This window comes from Nocardia sp. NPDC102475 (assembly GCF_055584605.1).
Genome location: NZ_JBVJLS010000002.1, coordinates 372,506 through 387,767, shown reverse-complemented (window position 1 = coordinate 387,767; position 15,262 = coordinate 372,506). Strand labels below are relative to the sequence as shown.

Annotated in this window: 12 protein-coding genes; 6 read left to right on the top strand and 6 right to left on the bottom strand. The window is 66.0% G+C overall.

Features of this window, described 5'->3' with window-relative positions; translation table 11 throughout:
* Positions 1 to 3 precede the first annotated feature (3 nt).
* Together ACZ60G_RS05020 and ACZ60G_RS05015 are read left to right on the top strand one after the other, a co-directional pair.
* Complete coding sequence (locus ACZ60G_RS05020; RefSeq protein WP_433623226.1) at positions 4 to 585, top strand: hydrolase; 582 nt, start codon at positions 4 to 6, stop codon at positions 583 to 585.
* Positions 586 to 648: 63 nt separating this feature from the next.
* On the top strand, positions 649 to 858 hold the full coding sequence (locus ACZ60G_RS05015; protein WP_465807393.1) for a hypothetical protein: 210 nt from the start codon (positions 649 to 651) through the stop codon (positions 856 to 858).
* Positions 859 to 886: 28 nt separating this feature from the next.
* On the opposite strand, the gene ACZ60G_RS05010 is transcribed toward ACZ60G_RS05015, so the two are convergent.
* Together ACZ60G_RS05010 and ACZ60G_RS05005 are read right to left on the bottom strand one after the other, a co-directional pair.
* A complete protein-coding gene (locus ACZ60G_RS05010) occupies positions 887 to 1,045 on the bottom strand; it encodes a hypothetical protein (RefSeq protein WP_465807391.1) in 159 nt (52 codons plus the stop codon).
* Positions 1,046 to 1,211: 166 nt separating this feature from the next.
* On the bottom strand, positions 1,212 to 3,386 hold the full coding sequence (locus ACZ60G_RS05005; protein WP_465807624.1) for a RecQ family ATP-dependent DNA helicase: 2,175 nt from the start codon (positions 3,384 to 3,386) through the stop codon (positions 1,212 to 1,214).
* A gap of 323 nt (positions 3,387 to 3,709) precedes the next feature.
* Here ACZ60G_RS05005 and ACZ60G_RS05000 point away from each other — a divergent pair, with 323 nt between their 5' ends.
* Positions 3,710 to 4,192, top strand: coding sequence for a hypothetical protein (locus tag ACZ60G_RS05000; protein WP_465807389.1), 483 nt, complete (start codon positions 3,710 to 3,712; stop codon positions 4,190 to 4,192).
* 81 nt (positions 4,193 to 4,273) lie between these two features.
* On the opposite strand, the gene ACZ60G_RS04995 is transcribed toward ACZ60G_RS05000, so the two are convergent.
* Together ACZ60G_RS04995 and ACZ60G_RS04990 are read right to left on the bottom strand one after the other, a co-directional pair.
* Positions 4,274 to 4,567, bottom strand: a complete 294-nt coding sequence (locus ACZ60G_RS04995) for a hypothetical protein (protein WP_465807387.1) — start codon at positions 4,565 to 4,567, stop codon at positions 4,274 to 4,276.
* A 212-nt stretch (positions 4,568 to 4,779) separates the two neighbouring features.
* On the bottom strand, positions 4,780 to 6,003 hold the full coding sequence (locus tag ACZ60G_RS04990) for an RtcB family protein (protein ID WP_465807386.1): 1,224 nt from the start codon (positions 6,001 to 6,003) through the stop codon (positions 4,780 to 4,782).
* A 168-nt stretch (positions 6,004 to 6,171) separates the two neighbouring features.
* Here ACZ60G_RS04990 and ACZ60G_RS04985 point away from each other — a divergent pair, with 168 nt between their 5' ends.
* Positions 6,172 to 6,912, top strand: coding sequence for a DsbA family protein (locus ACZ60G_RS04985; RefSeq protein WP_465807384.1), 741 nt, complete (start codon positions 6,172 to 6,174; stop codon positions 6,910 to 6,912).
* Here the strand turns inward: ACZ60G_RS04985 and ACZ60G_RS04980 are convergent.
* On the bottom strand, positions 6,909 to 7,964 hold the full coding sequence (locus tag ACZ60G_RS04980) for an amidohydrolase family protein (protein WP_465807382.1): 1,056 nt from the start codon (positions 7,962 to 7,964) through the stop codon (positions 6,909 to 6,911). The genes ACZ60G_RS04985 and ACZ60G_RS04980 overlap by 4 nt on opposite strands.
* A 1-nt stretch (position 7,965) precedes the next feature.
* Positions 7,966 to 9,339, bottom strand: a complete 1,374-nt coding sequence (locus ACZ60G_RS04975) for a type I glutamate--ammonia ligase (protein WP_465807380.1) — start codon at positions 9,337 to 9,339, stop codon at positions 7,966 to 7,968.
* A gap of 240 nt (positions 9,340 to 9,579) precedes the next feature.
* On the opposite strand from ACZ60G_RS04975, the gene ACZ60G_RS04970 reads away from it, so the two are divergent.
* Together ACZ60G_RS04970 and ACZ60G_RS04965 are read left to right on the top strand one after the other, a co-directional pair.
* Positions 9,580 to 13,011: a protein kinase domain-containing protein gene (locus ACZ60G_RS04970; RefSeq protein ID WP_465807378.1), complete on the top strand. Its 3,432-nt coding sequence runs from the start codon at positions 9,580 to 9,582 to the stop codon at positions 13,009 to 13,011.
* Positions 13,012 to 13,196: 185 nt separating this feature from the next.
* Positions 13,197 to 15,206 carry a polyprenyl synthetase family protein gene (locus tag ACZ60G_RS04965; protein WP_465807376.1) on the top strand — a complete coding sequence of 670 codons (2,010 nt, stop codon included), beginning with the start codon at positions 13,197 to 13,199 and terminating at the stop codon, positions 15,204 to 15,206.
* The last annotated feature ends 56 nt before the right edge of the window (positions 15,207 to 15,262 follow it).

Genomic DNA, 15,262 nt, shown 5'->3' with positions numbered 1-15,262 from the left:
TTCATGCCGGTCACCACACTCGACGAGCGCACCGCCCTGGTCGTCATCGACCTCCAGCAAGGCATTGTCGCCGCACCGCGCCAACCGCATTCGGCCGCCGCGGTCATCGAGAATTCCGCCGCACTCGCCCACGCGTTCCGGGAGCACGGCCTGCCGGTCGTCCTCGTCCGCGTCTCGTTCGCGCTCGATGGTGCCGATCAGGTGAAGGGGCGCAATGAATTTCCGTATCCGGGCGGAAATCCGCCCGAGGGCTGGGACCGGATCGTGGACGAGCTCACCGGCCATCCGGAGGATATCCACGTCACCAAGCGCAACTGGGGCGCCTTCTACGGCACCGACCTCGATCTGCAACTGCGTCGCCGCGGCATCACCCAGATCGTGCTCGTCGGAATCGCCACCAGTATCGGCGTCGAATCCACCGCCCGCGCCGCGCACGAACACGGCTACCACATCACCCTCGCCGTCGACGCCATGACCGACTCGGACGCCGAGGCCCACCAGCACAGCATCAGCAAGATCTTCCCCCGCCTCGGTGAAACCGGCAGCACCGCCGAGATCGTCGAACTGCTCGCCGCGACCCGCTGACCCGCGGCTTCGCCGGTTGTGAACACCGATGCCATCCGGAGCGAACGGGCGCACACTGGCGAGATGATGACCAAGCTGATGCGAGCGATTCGTCGACTGTTCGGCCGGGGCGCGGTGCCCGCCGGCGGTGGTCAGGGGCCAGGTGAGGCCGGTGGCGGTGCCGCCGGCGTCCGTGAGCCGCGCAGGCCGATACCACCGGACAACAGCCTGAGCGACACCTTGCGGATCGAGCCGGACCCGCCGACGCTTCGACTACCTGACGCGCGCCAGTAGGGCGTGTCCGGTAGTCACCGACGCAGGCTCAGTCGAGCCCGCGCAGCTCCGGCATGGGCGGTAGCTCAGTGGTGTCAGCTATCGGGTCGATGCGCAGGTTGTCCAAGGATTCGAAGAATGCCTCGGCTGAGCCATAGCGCGCTTTGACCTCCTTCAACAGCCGTTTTGCGGCAAGGTTCGAGTACATACGCATATCGTGACCGATGATTCCGGTCCGAAACTATAGTTAGCCAAATATTCGCCAGTTTGTTAGTTACCGATCGGCAAACAGCGGGTTCGCGGAGGTGGGCGGATAACCTCCTGGCCGGGGCTCTCGTAGTCCGCGAGCATGTGCAGACTACGAGCGAATCCGACTACGTCTGACTGGCGAGTGCGAACGGCAGCACTGCTGGTGCCCCGGCGTTGCGCAGCGCATGAGCGGCCACGGTCAGCGTCCATCCGGTATCGGAGAGTGCGTCGACGAGCAGGATCGGACCGTCCACCGAACTCAGATCCGGGATCAGCCAGGAGTCGAACAATCCCGCCACCCGATGTGCCGAGTTCGCGGCGGACACCGGCGGCCGGTCCGGACGCAATTGCAAGGTACCGAGGTCACGCAAACGGCCGACTTCGGCGAGGCGGGCGGCGAGGGTGGCGGTGAGCACCGGATAGCGGTGCGATTCGAGGGCCATGACCGCGGTCGGGCGCGTCGTCCAATTCCATTCGCGCAGCACCGCGATGCAGGCGTCGAAGACCGCATCCGGAACCGGATCGTCGGGCGCGTCCAGCAGGGCGCGCAGGCGCTGACCCCAGCCGAGATCGGTGAGGCGACCCAGCGCACGGCCGGTCTGCGCACCGTTGGTGATCTTGCCGGACAACGGAATACCGAGTTTTGCCATCCCGGTCGGCCACTGCTTGCGCGGGGCGAGATCGAGGCCGGGACGATCCAGCCGGGCGCGGGTCGCGGCGATGGCCGAGGAGTCGATGGTGGTATCGAGGCGGGTGCCGGTGCAGTTGTCGCAGCGGCCGCAGCCGGGCGCGTCGGCCTCGAGTGCGGGCAGGCCGGGATCGTCGAGTTGGCGGCGCAGGAATTGCATCCGGCAGCCGGTGGTGCGCTGATAGTCGATCATCGCCTGCTGTTCGACCTCGCGGGCCGCGGCGAGACGTTCGTAGCGCTCGGTGTCGTAGACCCACGGCTGTCCGGTGGCGATCCAGCCACCGCGGACCCGCCGCACCGCGCCGTCCACATCGAGCACCTTGAGCACCATTTCCAGGCGCGAGCGGTTCAGCTCGACCATGGGCTCGAGCGCGACGGTCGACATGGCCCGGTCGAAATCCAGCGCGTCGAGTACCGAGCGCACGATGTGTTCGCGCGGAAAGGCAACGGAGGCAAAGTAACTCCAGATCCTGGCATCCTCCGGACCGGGCAGCAGCACCACCTCGGCGCGATCGGTGCCACGACCGGCACGACCCACCTGCTGGTAGTAGGCGATGGGGGAGGACGGTGCGCCGACGTGCACCACGAAACCCAGATCGGGTTTGTCGAAGCCCATACCGAGCGCCGAGGTGGCGATGAGCGCCTTCACCTCGTTGTTCAGCAGCGCCGCCTCCAGCGCCTCGCGTTCGGCGGTATCGGTCTGCCCGGTGTAGGCGGCGACATTGTGTCCGTGCGAATTCAGCACGTCGGCGAGGTCGTGCGCGGCGGCGACGGTCAGGGTGTAGACAATGCCGGAGCCTGCCAGCTTGTCGAGGTGTCCGCTGAGCCATGCGGTGCGCTCGACGGCGTCGTCGAAACGCACCACCGACAGGTGCAGCGATTCGCGATCCAGGGTGCCGCGCAGCACCAACGGGGGTGGCAAGCCGACGGAGTCGGCGGGGTGGGTAGACGCAGTGTCGGTACCGATCTGGGTGGCGACATCGGTGACCACCCGATCGTTGGCGGTCGCGGTGGTGGCCAGCACCGGCACATCGGAGCCGAGATCGGCGATCAGGGTGCGGATGCGGCGGTAGTCGGGCCGGAAGTCGTGCCCCCAGTCCGAGACGCAGTGCGCCTCATCGATCACGACCAGCCCGGCGTCGGCGGCCAGCTTGGGCAATACCTGGTCGCGGAAGTCCGGATTGTTCAGCCGCTCCGGGCTGACCAGCAGCACATCCACCTCGCCCGCGGCCACCCGATCGTGGATCTCATCCCATTCGGTGACATTGCCCGAGTTGATGGTCGCCGCGACGACGCCCGCCCGCTCGGCGGCCGCGACCTGGTTGCGCATCAGCGCCAGCAGCGGCGACACGATCACCGTCGGCCCGCGCCCCGCCCGCCGCAGCAACTTGGCCGCGATGAAATACACCGCGGACTTACCCCAACCGGTGCGCTGGACCACGAGGGCCCGCCGCCGCTGCACTATCAGCGCCTCGATCGCCGTCCACTGATCCTCGCGCAGTCTCGCCTGCGGTCCCGCGAGGTCGCGCAGCAGCTCTTCGGCCCGCTCCCGCAGATCGGGTGCGGTGAGGTCGATCGCTGAAGTACCGGCCGCGGTGGTCATGCGCTCCATCGTGCCTGATGCCACCGACAGCACTGCTGACGACCGTGCCGCGCGGTATCGGTTCGACGAAGGGCTCGGCGGATCGAAGGTCCCTCCGCGCTACCGGTAGACACCGATATCTCCGGCCTCGCCAGGGCGGCGCACCCTGTGGATTCGCGACGAAACGTTTCGACGTCGACGGGAATGCCCGCGATAGTTACGGGCGAGTGCGGGGCAGCGGGTTACGACTCACCGGCGACCGGCACCGCAGCCGAAGCGGCGAAATATCCCTGGGCAACGGACAATAGAGTGAGATCATTGCTCCGCACCGTGGGACCGCGCAGGAGGCAGCCATGACCAACTACGAGCCGCCGCCGGGATGGGCGCCACCCGGTGCTCAATTCCGCAGTACCGGTGGATTCGGGCGGACCGTCTTCGGCATACTGACCGGTCTGGTCGTGACGCCGGTCGGCATCGGACTAGCCGCGCATGCGGCACTCGATACCCGGCAGTGGGTCATTCTCGGATCCGCGGCCAATCGGGCCGGATCGACGTTCCAGATCGTCGGTGGGGCGCTGTTGTTGCTCTTGGTTGCCGCGCTCGCCGCGTACGCACCGGCGGGAACGGTGCTGGCCGGACTGGTCTGGGGCGTGGTACCGGGCTTCGTGTATTTCCTTTTCCCGGATGACACCTGGCGGATCATTCACGACGACCTGCCGGTGCTATCCGATGAGATGCGCTTCGCGCTGATCACCTGGGTGACCAGCGGGTTCCCCTTCATCCTCGGCGTGCTGCTGCTCGGGGCGGGCGTGGCAGGGACGTTGCGGCGGCGCTGAGCGGCCGAATTGCGTTTGTTCCCATTGCAATTCGGTCGCTAGATCCTTGTCCGGTCAGGTTGGCTCGGTATCTTGCCGGACCTACTCCTCTTCATCACGTATGACCTCACCCGATCGCCTCGACGTCTGCCGCACCCGAACGACCCGCCCGTCCTGCACCACCAGGTAGGTGTCATAGCCACGCGGCTTGTTGAGGTAAACCAAGAATTTTTGACGAGGCAACTTCGAACCGCCTGCGACGGACTTGTAACTCGCAAGGACGTCGTCGGTACTCGACTGTCGCTTCGTCTGTCCCAGCAAAGCGACGAGTTCTGCCTCACTCATTCCGAGAACGACCTGCTCCGCACCGACAGCGTCCTTTTTCCGACCGAACACGATCCGAGCCTCCTCCGTGGCCTACAACCCGGATCCGACCGTACTCGCGCGTTCACCGCCATGCTGACATTCCGGCGGATTCCGAATCAGCGGACGCCGCGGGTCGGGCTCGTCGACGTGATGCGCGTCCACTTCAGCCGCGCGCGAACCGAATACACTGCTGCTCAACGATCTTCGACACACCTACGTGCGACGGATGCTCGAGAGTGGCATCACCCCTTCACACACAGCACCTGACGCAGAGTCGCCACGATATCGACCAGATCGCTCTGCGCGGCAATGACCTCGTCGATATCCTTGTACGCGGCCGGGATCTCGTCGACCACACCCGCGTCCTTGCGCGATTCCACGCCCTCGGTCTGCGCGATCAGATCCGCAACGGTGAACTGCTTCTTCGCCGCGTTCCGGCTCATCCGCCGACCCGCACCGTGCGATGCCGACTGGAACGAGGCCGGATTTCCCTTGCCGCGCACCACATATGAGCGTGTGCCCATCGAACCCGGAATCAACGCCAGATCGCCTGCGCCCGCCCGCACCGCGCCCTTTCGGGTGACCAGCATCGGCACACCGTCGATCTCCTCCTCCGCCACATAATTGTGATGACAGCTGATCGGGTCGTCGAAAAGCACCTCGCGCCCGGCGAATTCCGCGCGCACGGCACCGCACACCAGCGACAGCATGACCGCGCGGTTGCGCGCGGCGTATTCCTGCGCCCAGGTCAGATCGCGCCGGTAGGCTTCCATTTCCGGTGTGCCGGAAAGGAATACGGCCAGATCGCGATCGGGTAGGTCCTGGTTGTGCGGCAGCGCGCGCGCGACGGTCATATGCCGCTCGGCGAGTTCCTTGCCGATATTGCGGCTACCGGAGTGCAGCAGGATCCACACCGAATCGTGCTCGTCCAGGCAGACTTCGATGAAGTGGTTGCCGCCGCCTAGCGAGCCGATCTGCTTGTGCGCCTTGGATTCCAGTGTCTGCACGCCCGGATTCAGCGAGCCGAACTCGGACCAGAAACGTGCCCAGCCACTGACATGCTTGGCCAGCTCGCCATGAGAGGCGGCGAACTGCGCGCCCAGCTTCGCAACGTCGACCGCATTCTTATGGGACTGGAACCCCACCGGCACCGCCGCCTCGATGCGCGAGCGCAGCGAATGCAGATTGTCCGGCAGGTCGGCGGCGGTGAGGTCGGTCTTCACGCTCTCCATGCCGCAGCCGATATCCACGCCGACGGCCGCAGGTGCGACGGCATCGCGCATGGCGATCACCGAGCCGACGGTCGCCCCCTTGCCGAGGTGCACGTCGGGCATGACGCGGACGCCGTGGACCCATGGCAGTTGCGCGATATTCCGCAGCTGCCGCAGCGCGGACTGCTCGATTTCGTGCTCGTTGGCCCACATGAGCGTCTGCGCCCTGGTGCCACGCAGCTCGACGGGAAACATGGGAAGCGTCCTTTCCGATTTTGGTCTGTTCCCCATCAACGCTAGATTCCCGCAGGTCCATGCGCACTTCATTATCGATGGCCAGTTACCGGACGAGCACGCCGCGCGTCGCAACCGCTATCGTGCGGGGGCGGAAATTTCGGCGAGCGAAAGCATGGTGAAACTACGGTGAGCATCCCTCAGGGTGGATGGGCGGGTCCACCGACGGCGTCGCGGTCCAGCAACCGTGCTGTCGTCATTCTGGTGGCGGTCGCCGCAGTGCTGTTCGTCGTCGTGGGCGTGATCGGCGTCGTTGTGGTGCAGAAGAGCAACGTCATTTCGGGTGCCGCGACGGCAGCGGGCGCCGGTTCCGGGACGACCCCGGCGGGCGTGACCGCCACCGGTGCGGTCCGCGTCGGCGATTCGAATGCGAAGGTCGTCGTTCGCGTGGTCGCGGACCTGCAGTGCCCGGCATGTAAGCAATTCGAGAAACGCAACGCCAAGACACTCGAAGACGCCGCCGAGAACGGCACGGCAATCATCGAGTACGACGTCATCTCGTTCTTGGACCGCGCCTCCAGCACCCAGTACTCCTCGCGCGCCGCGAACGCTTCGTATTGTGTTGCCGGACAAGACCATTCGAAGTATCAGGGCTGGTTCGCCGCGATGTTCGAACAGCAGCCCGCCGAGGGCGGCAGTGGCCTGCCCGACAGCAAACTCGTCGAGATCGCCAAGACTGCGGGCTACACCGACCCGTCGGTTGCCCAATGCATTACCGATCGTAAGTACGACACCTATCTCCGTGACAAGACCGAGCAGGTCCTCAACGGCGACGTCAACGCCACTCCGACCGTTTTCGTCAACGGTAAGAAACTCGACTCCAGCCAACTGTCCAACGGACTCGACGCCGCCATCGCCGCCGCACGCTAGGGGTAGGTGCGCACGGCGTTTCCACGGGCGATCGCGATGACGAGCCCTTCGGCATCAGCGAGGGTGATGGCGTCGTCGGCGATCCATTCGTCCAGCAGGCGGCCGAGACCGCGCCGCCACAGCCGTGCGCCGAGGTAGTGCAGCTCGGGGAGTCCGTAGCCGTCGGAGGAGTAGAGCATCGACCGGAACGGCGCGAGTTCGAGCGCTTCGCCGAGTACCGCCGCGGCTCGTTGTCCCACGTAGGGGATTGTCAGGCCGAGGTCAAGGTGCACATGGTCGAAGGCGTGCGCGAGGTAGGCGGCATTGCGGTGGAAGGGCCAGCAATGCAGCAGCATGACCGATAATCCGGAGCCCGAGGTGGCGTGCAGGAAGTCGGTGAGCAGCAGCGGATCGGTGTGCTGGAGCCGCAGATCCGTATCGCCGAATCCGGTGTGGAACTGCAGCGGCAGGCCGAATTCCGCGCCGATGCGAGCGCCGAGTCCGACCAGCCAGCCGAGCGTCGCCGGATCGGTGAGGCGCAGTTCGTGGATGATCGTCGATGGCAGGGTATCGGTGACAGGAAAGTTCAGACCGTAGCGGTAGGCCACGATTGTCTTGAGGCCGACGGCATTTCGGGCCCGACCGCGCAATGTGGTTTCGATGTCCTCGAAAGGCATTGTCGCGATGCTGACTTCGGCGATCACCTGTTCGGCTATCTGTTCGAGCCGGATGATCTCGCGCACCTCGCCAGGGGCGACCGCGGCGAATTCCGCTCGACCACCACCGAATCCGGTATCGAGAAACCACCGCGTGGTGCCGGAGGCGCGCAGTAGTCGGGTGGTCGCTTCACGCCAACCGAGTTCGGCCCGGCGCGCCAGATACCTTTCCGGATCGGCATGCGCCTCCAGGTCGAGAATCGGTGCGCACCAACGTCTTACGGCAAGGCCGATAGCGGAATCGAAGGTGCCGCGCGGCCCTTCACCGAGCAGTCGCTCGAAGCCGGGGCGGTCCAGATCCGCGGCGACGACGCCGTGACAATGGTGATCGGTCAGTGCGACACCATCGGTGAGCACGCTAGAACCGCCAGCGGGTCATCTCGATCACCTTGGCCGGGCTGATATCCCGATAGCGTTCGGCCTCCGCGCGGCGCACCGTGAGCAGCGCATCGTGCAGTTCGACGCCGAGTGCCTCGGCGAGCACCTTGGAGTCCGCGAGTGCGTCGGCGGCCTCCATCGAACTGGTCGGCAACCGCCGCACACCGGAGAGCATGAGCTGTTCCGCGTCGAATCCCATTGGATCGCCGGTGATTTCGGCGGGCAACCGCAGTTCTTCGGCAATACCGGCGAGTCCGGCGGCAATGACCGTGCCGACGATCAGATATGGATTACCGGTAGCGTCGAAACATTTGATCTCGGCATTGGCTGCCCATTCCTCGGTGCCCTGCACGCCGGTGATGAAGCGCAGCGCCGCCTCCCGCGTCTCCCGGCCCCAGCACTGCCAGACCCCGGCCCAGCGCGAGGGTTGCAGCCGCAGGAAACTCGCCGGATTGCCCGCGCCGATCGCGACCAATGCGGGCAGTTCCCGCAGCACACCGGCCAGGAACGCTTCGCCCGCGTGGCGCATTCCGTGCGGTCCCTCGCCCTGCGCCAAGAGTGGTCCTTCGTCATCGTGCAGCGAAAAATGCAGGTGCGCACCGGAACCCGCACCGCTGGGCTCGATACACGGCGCGAGCAGCGCACGCCAACCGTATTGTGCGCTCACCTGCCGGATGGTGTGCCGCACCAGGATCGCGTCATCCGCGGCAGCGACCGGATCGTTGGGTGCGACCGACAATTCCAGTTGCGACAGCGCGTACTCCGGATGGAACTGATCGACGGCGACCTCCTGACGCTCCAGCGCCGCGACGAGATCACTGGCGTACTCGCCCACCTGACTCAACCGGATCAAGCTGTAGGCGGGTCCGAATACCGCTGGGACGAAATCGTTTTCGACATCCCCGCGCCCGACCGACCACTCCGTCTCGAAGGCCATCGAAATCCGCAGCCCGGCGTTCTGCGCCGCCTGCGCCTGCCGGGTCGCGAAGGCGCGCTGACAGGCGACGAAGCGGGTGCCGTCCTGGGTGTACTTATCGGCGGGCGCCCAGGCCCACCCCGGCTGACAGGCGAGTTCGGTCAATCGCGACAGATCGGGAATCAGCCGCAGATCACCGTCGGGTCCGCCGAGATATCGCCCGACGGACATCAGATCATCGAAGGTGAACGTCTCGAAACAGGGCGACACTCCGATGCCGAATTTGGCGGCATGCGCCAACCGCCCCTTCGGCACCGCCTTCACCCTGGTTATCCCCGCATTGTCCACAAAAGTCAGGGCAACCATATGGGCCTCGAGGTGCCCGATCAACGCATCGTGGGCACCCTCGGCCGGTATCCGATCCGGCATGGTGGGCATGAGTCCCAAGATAATCCGCCCTCGCCCGCTTCGGGACGGACTCGGCCCACCTCATCGCGGCCAGTTCGATGGCAGGCACGCTGCACCCGTCGTCGCGGCTTATGATCGACCTATCGGGACCAGCTGGTTTTCGACTCGAGAGGTAAGTACATGAGTCGCTCGCGGTGCGGTCGGAGTACCAGGCAGCCGCAAACGCGCGAATTTCCAAGAAGTCTGCGCCTGTGATCGGGTGAGCGGTCGATGTCCGACGGTAAGGCCGAGGGGACGCAACGCGACCTGACTATCGGCATCGCAGCGGAACTGGCTGCGGCCGGGTTCGCCGATGCCCAAGAGATCGGCCGCGGCGCATTCGGCATCGTGTACCGATGCACCGAGTCCGCACTCGATCGGGACGTGGCGGTCAAGGTGCTCGGATCCACGGTCGACGACGAGGACCGGACCCGCTTCCTGCGCGAACAACGAGCCCTGGGGAAGTTCTCGACCCACCCGAACATCGTCCAGGTGCTGACGACCGACGTCACCCCGGCCGGCCGGCCGTTCATCGTGATGCCCTTCCACCCCAGAGGCTCACTCGACGCGCGGATTCGCGCGGACGGACCGTTGCCGTGGCAGGAGGTATTGGCCGTGGGCGTCAAGCTGGCGGGCGCGCTGGCGACCGCGCACGCCAGCGGCGTCATCCATCGCGACGTCAATCCCGCTAACGTGCTGATCAGCGACTACGGCGAACCGCAGCTGGCGGACTTCGGTATCGCGCGCGTCGGCGGCGCGTTCGAGACAGCGGCCGGGCTCGTCGCGGGGACCCCGGCCTACACGGCTCCGGAGGTGATCCGCGGCGAACCTCCGACGGTTCGCTCCGATATGTATGGGCTGGGCGCGACGCTGTTCACGGCTCTCACCGGCCACGCCGCGTTCGAGCGCCAGGCGGGCGAGTCGATGGTGGCGCAGTTCGTGCGCATCACCTCCGAACCCGTCCCCGACCTGCGATCCGCTGGCGTACCGGCAATGGTGTGCGCCATCCTGGAGGCCGCGATGGCCGCCGACCCTGCTCTGCGCCCGGCCACTGCCCGGGACTTCGGTGAGCGGTTGCGGAACGCGCAGTTCTCCTGCGGGTTGCCGGTGGACACGATGGCTGCCCCGGAGCATGACGGATCCGTTCAAACCGTGTCGGTCGCGGGCGTTCGGCCGATCTCGTCGACAATGTCGGCCGCCGCAATCGCGTTGCCGCCGCAATCGGCCCCGAAGACCCGGTTCCGTCCACCGACGACGCTGCGCCGGCTGGTGAATCGCCCGCGGTTGCTGGAAACCTTACGGGAGGGACAGTCCAGGCGGCTGGTCCTCATTCATGGCCCGGCCGGTTTCGGCAAGAGCAGCCTGGCCGCACAATGGGCACACGCGCTCGACGCGGACGGCGTCCGGGCGGCCTGGTTGGCGATCGCGGAGGACGACAACAATGTCGTGTGGTTCCTGAGCCATTTGGTGGAGGCGATTCGCCAGGTTCGTCCCACGCTGGCGATCGAGCTGACACAGATTCTCGAGGAGCATTCCGCCGCCGCGGCGCAGCAGGTGATGACGGCCCTGATCAACGAGATCCACGACAGTGCGGAGCCCGTTGCCGTCGTGATCGACGATTGGCACCAGGTGACCAGTCCGGCGACCCTCGCCGCGATGGAGTTTTTGCTCGACAACGGGGGCGACTACCTGCGATTGATCGTCACCAGCCGCACTCGCACCGGTCTTCCGTTGGGGCGCATGAGCGTTCAGGACGAACTGGTGGAAATCGACGAGACCGCACTGCGCTTCGATTCCGGGGAGGCGACCGATTTCCTGGTCGGTGCGAAGAGATTGCACCTTTCCGACGCCGACGTCGACCGGCTGCGCGAGTCGACGGAGGGCTGGGTGGCAGCTCTGCAACTCGCCTCACTGTCACTGCGCGGCAAGGAGGATCCCGGTGGCTACCTGGACCAGATCACGGGGCAGCACTACGCCATCGGCGAATACCTGATGGAAAACGTCGTCGCCGAGCTCGAACCGACGATGCTCGAGTTCGTCATGCGGACCGCCGTCACCGACACCATCTGTGGAGATCTCGCCGAGGCGCTGACCGGAGTGCGGTCCGGGCAGGAACAGCTCGAGGAGGTCCGGCGCCGAGACCTGTTCCTGCGCAGCGTCGATGACGAGCTGCGGTGGTTCCGCTATCACGCGCTCTTCGCGGACTTCTTGCGCCGCAGACTGATCCAGCAGCACCCCGGCTTGCTCGAACAGCTCCATCTGATCGCGTCGACCTGGTTCGCCGAGCACGAGATGCTCACCGAAGCTGTGGATCACGCACTCGCGGCCGGCGCGGCCGAGCGGGCGAAACTACTGGTGCAAGAACACGCCGACACGCTCATCGAAGATTCCCGCATGGCCACCTTCCTAGGCCTGGTGAAGAAGCTGCCCGCGGCGATCACGGTTGCCGATCCACAACTGCAGCTGTCGGTGGCCTGGGCCAACATCTCGCTGCAGCGCCCCGCCGCCACCCGGACCGCGCTGGATCGCGTGGACGCTGCACTGGCAACCGCCGCGCCGGACGATCCCGGGACCGCGGATCTGCGCATCCAGGCCGACGTGACGCGAGCCGCGGAATACCTTGTGACGGACCGGTTCAAGGACTTCCCGGATGCCGCCGAGGCATGGCTGCAGCAGCCGGTACGACCGTTCTTCGCCAGCGTCGCGGCCACCACCGCGGAAGCGGCCGCCTTCTATCGTTTCGACTTCGCCGACGCCCGCCGCTGGCACGCATGGGCCGAGCCCTACCGGACGCGCATCAATGGCCCGGCCGGCGTGGTCTATGGCACCTGCATCGCGGGCCAAGCCGCCGCCGAAGAACTCGACATCGCCGGCGCCGAGGCGCTCTTCCGCTCCGCGCTCACCCTCGCCCGGAATACCGGCAGCCAATCCCACGCGACTCGGATGGCCAGCGGGCTGCTCGGTGAATTGCTCTACCAGAAAGGGCAATGCGACGAAGCCGCCGAGCTGCTGGCATTCGGCCCCGGCGTCGCGGCCGGCGCCATGGAATTCCTGGTCGCCACCTACGGGACCGGTGCCAGGCTGGTGGCTATGCACGGCGATCTCGATGCCGCACGAAGATGGTTGGACGAGGGGCAAATGGTCGCGGAGCATATCGCCCTGCCACGGCTGACCGCCCGCATTGTGAACGAGCGGGTACGACTGGGCCTGCCGATCACCGACGCAGACCGGCACACGCTCGAGCACCTGCCCGCGTACCAGCGGCAACCGAACCACCCACTCGCGGTCACCGCCGAACTCACCCACGAGTCGGCCATTCGTCTCCTGCTCGCCCAACAGTCACCGGCCGCCGCCGAACGCTGCGTCGCCGCCGCCGAACAGATGGTCGCCGAAATCCGAACGCAGCCCCGCCCCCGCGCTCTTCTGCAGGCTCAATTGCTATATGGCGGTTGCCTTTCCGTCGCCGGACGCACCGATCAGGCGATCGCCTGCCTGACCCCGGCACTTTCCCGGTGCGCCGAACTCGGTCTCGTCCGGATGGCCGTGGACAGCGCCCCCGCCATCGCCCCGATCGTGGAAGCCCTGCTCGCCGCCCCGGACGCACCCGACCGGCCACCCCGGCCTTTCCTGCGACAAATCCTGAACGAGATCGACGGAACCTGATCGTGTCTCACGGCCGAAATGCGAAGCCCCTGAGGCCGAGACAGGCCGCTGAGGCGCAGACGACGTACCGTTTGTAACGGTGGCGTCAAAATGCGCTGATACCAACATTTTTCGCGCGCTATGGTGTCAAATTTCAACTGTATCAACGGTGTAGATGGCCGATGCCATGAGTCAGGAGAGCGCGCGTGCCTCGTGAGATAGATTCCGCTGTCTTCCCGCACCTGGATGCGGACCTGGACCGTGTCCGTGACGTTCTCGGGCCGGTACAGTTTCGCGGCCGCCCCGAGCTGACCGCACTCACCGAGGAGGGGCCGGACACATCTCGTCGGCTGGTGCGTCCGACGTTGACGTTGCTGTCGTACTACCTGCTCGCCGATCCCGCGAACCCGGCCGATGACCGGGCGGTGCGCGCCGCCGCCGGGGTGGAGTTGCTACATCTGGGGTCGCTGTATCACGACGATGTCATCGATCACGCCGACCAGCGCCGCGGCCGCCCCAGCACCAACGCGGTGTGGGGTTCGCACATGGCCGTCCTGGCTGGGGACTGCGTGACGACCTCGGGCACGCGCGTGCTGGTCGAACTCGGCCATCGCGAGGTTGCCGCGGCGGTGATCGTGAGTGAGCAGATGTGCGCGGGCATGGTGCTCGAGGCGGCCGATGAGTATGTGGCCTCTCGCAGTGAGCAGTCCTATCTGGAGTCGATCGGCGGTAAGACCGCGGCGTTGTTGTCGTTGGCGTGCCGGGTGGGCGCGATGCAGGCTGGCTGTCCGGACGAGCACGTAGAAGCGTTGGCCGAGTTCGGTCGATATTTCGGGCTGGCATACCAATTGTGTGATGACATTCTCGATTTGACCTCGACCGCCGAAGAAATGGGTAAGCCGGTCAACACGGATCTGTTCGAGGGCATCTACACGTTGCCCGTGATCCGTGCGGCTGTTCGCGACCAACATCTTGCCCGCCTGCTGGGGCGGCGAATGACGCGCGAAGACGCCGCGCGCGCCCGTGAGCTCGTGATCGCCTCAGGTGCCGTGGACGAGGCACAGGCGGTCGCCGAGAAATTCATCGAGCAGGCTCAGGATCAGCTTGCCGGTCTGCCCGTCGACCCTCGGGTTCGCCACGTGATGACCGGCTATGCCCGGTCGGTACTCGATCGGAGAAGTTCCCGCCCGGTCGTTTCGGGGCCCTCGACACAGCCGTCCGAGGCCGGTGGCGAGTCGGTCTCGCCGCAGGCGATGTCATGGCTGAGGAACTGGATGGCCGATACTGGCCTTGTCTCCTCTCCGGCCGAGTTCGACCACAATCACAGGTGGTCAGGAGTGTTCCGGCTGCCGCAACACTTCTTGGCCCCGGCGGACGCGGACCATGAACAGCTCTTCGCCGCCATGACCGCGCTGCTTGCCGTGTGGGATGACCTGTTCGATGATCCGCAGTTGAGGGATCCAGCAGCTGTCACCGCGCTGCGGCATGGTCTGGTGGCTGTGCTGCGTCAGGATCCGCAGGAACCAGGCAGGCCCGGCGCGATCGCGACGGCATGGGCGAGTCTGTGGCCGCGCCTGCGCGAGGGGCGCACCGTCGAGTGGCAGGAGCGGTTCCTCGACAGCGTTGAGGCGTGGTTCGAAGCCTGCGAACGCGAAGCGCACCATCGCATCAACCGCTACGTCCCCACCATCGCCGACTGGCTGCCGCTGCGGAACTCGACCGGTGGGTTCGACATCGCTGCCGCCATTATGGAGGTGCACCAGGACTGGGAAGTGCCGTCGACGCTGCGGACCCACCCTGTGTTCCGCCGTCTCGAAGAACTTCTCTCCTGGGTGGTTTTGGCGGAGAACGATCTGGTGTCATTCGATCGGGACGAGGCCGACCATATCCCCTACAACCTCGTCAGGGCCATCCAGCATGAAACCGGGTGCACCCGTGGTGAAGCCATCGAGCAGGTGCAGCGTCAGCTGACCGAGAAACGCGCTCGGATCGACGCCGTGATCCGCTACCTCCCCGCTCTCCTGCGCGTACTTCCCGGTCTCTCCGGCCGAAGGAAGGAGTACATGTCGCTCTACGAGAACATCAGGGATGTCGCGTTCACGGCGCGTCACGCCGACCGGTACACGCAGAGCTCGGATTCCGCCGCGCCGGACTTGGAACGCTTGCGCCGTGAGGTGTACTACCCCGCCGCCGATTCGGCTCGTGCCGCGAATTAGCGATCCCGGCAGGGCTTTTCGACGTTGCTTGGTAGCATCCGGACGGATACCGGGCC

Excerpts from the sequence above, each read along its gene's own strand:
- ACZ60G_RS05020 (WP_433623226.1), top strand. The coding sequence starts at position 4 with ATGCCGGTCACCACACTCGACGAGCGCACCGCCCTGGTCGTCATCGAC.
- ACZ60G_RS05015 (WP_465807393.1), top strand. The coding sequence starts at position 649 with ATGATGACCAAGCTGATGCGAGCGATTCGTCGACTGTTCGGCCGGGGC.
- ACZ60G_RS05010 (WP_465807391.1), bottom strand. The coding sequence starts at position 1,045 with ATGTACTCGAACCTTGCCGCAAAACGGCTGTTGAAGGAGGTCAAAGCG.
- ACZ60G_RS05005 (WP_465807624.1), bottom strand. The coding sequence starts at position 3,386 with ATGGAGCGCATGACCACCGCGGCCGGTACTTCAGCGATCGACCTCACC.
- ACZ60G_RS05000 (WP_465807389.1), top strand. The coding sequence starts at position 3,710 with ATGACCAACTACGAGCCGCCGCCGGGATGGGCGCCACCCGGTGCTCAA.
- ACZ60G_RS04990 (WP_465807386.1), bottom strand. The coding sequence starts at position 6,003 with ATGTTTCCCGTCGAGCTGCGTGGCACCAGGGCGCAGACGCTCATGTGG.
- ACZ60G_RS04975 (WP_465807380.1), bottom strand. The coding sequence starts at position 9,339 with ATGCCCACCATGCCGGATCGGATACCGGCCGAGGGTGCCCACGATGCG.
- ACZ60G_RS04970 (WP_465807378.1), top strand. The coding sequence starts at position 9,580 with ATGTCCGACGGTAAGGCCGAGGGGACGCAACGCGACCTGACTATCGGC.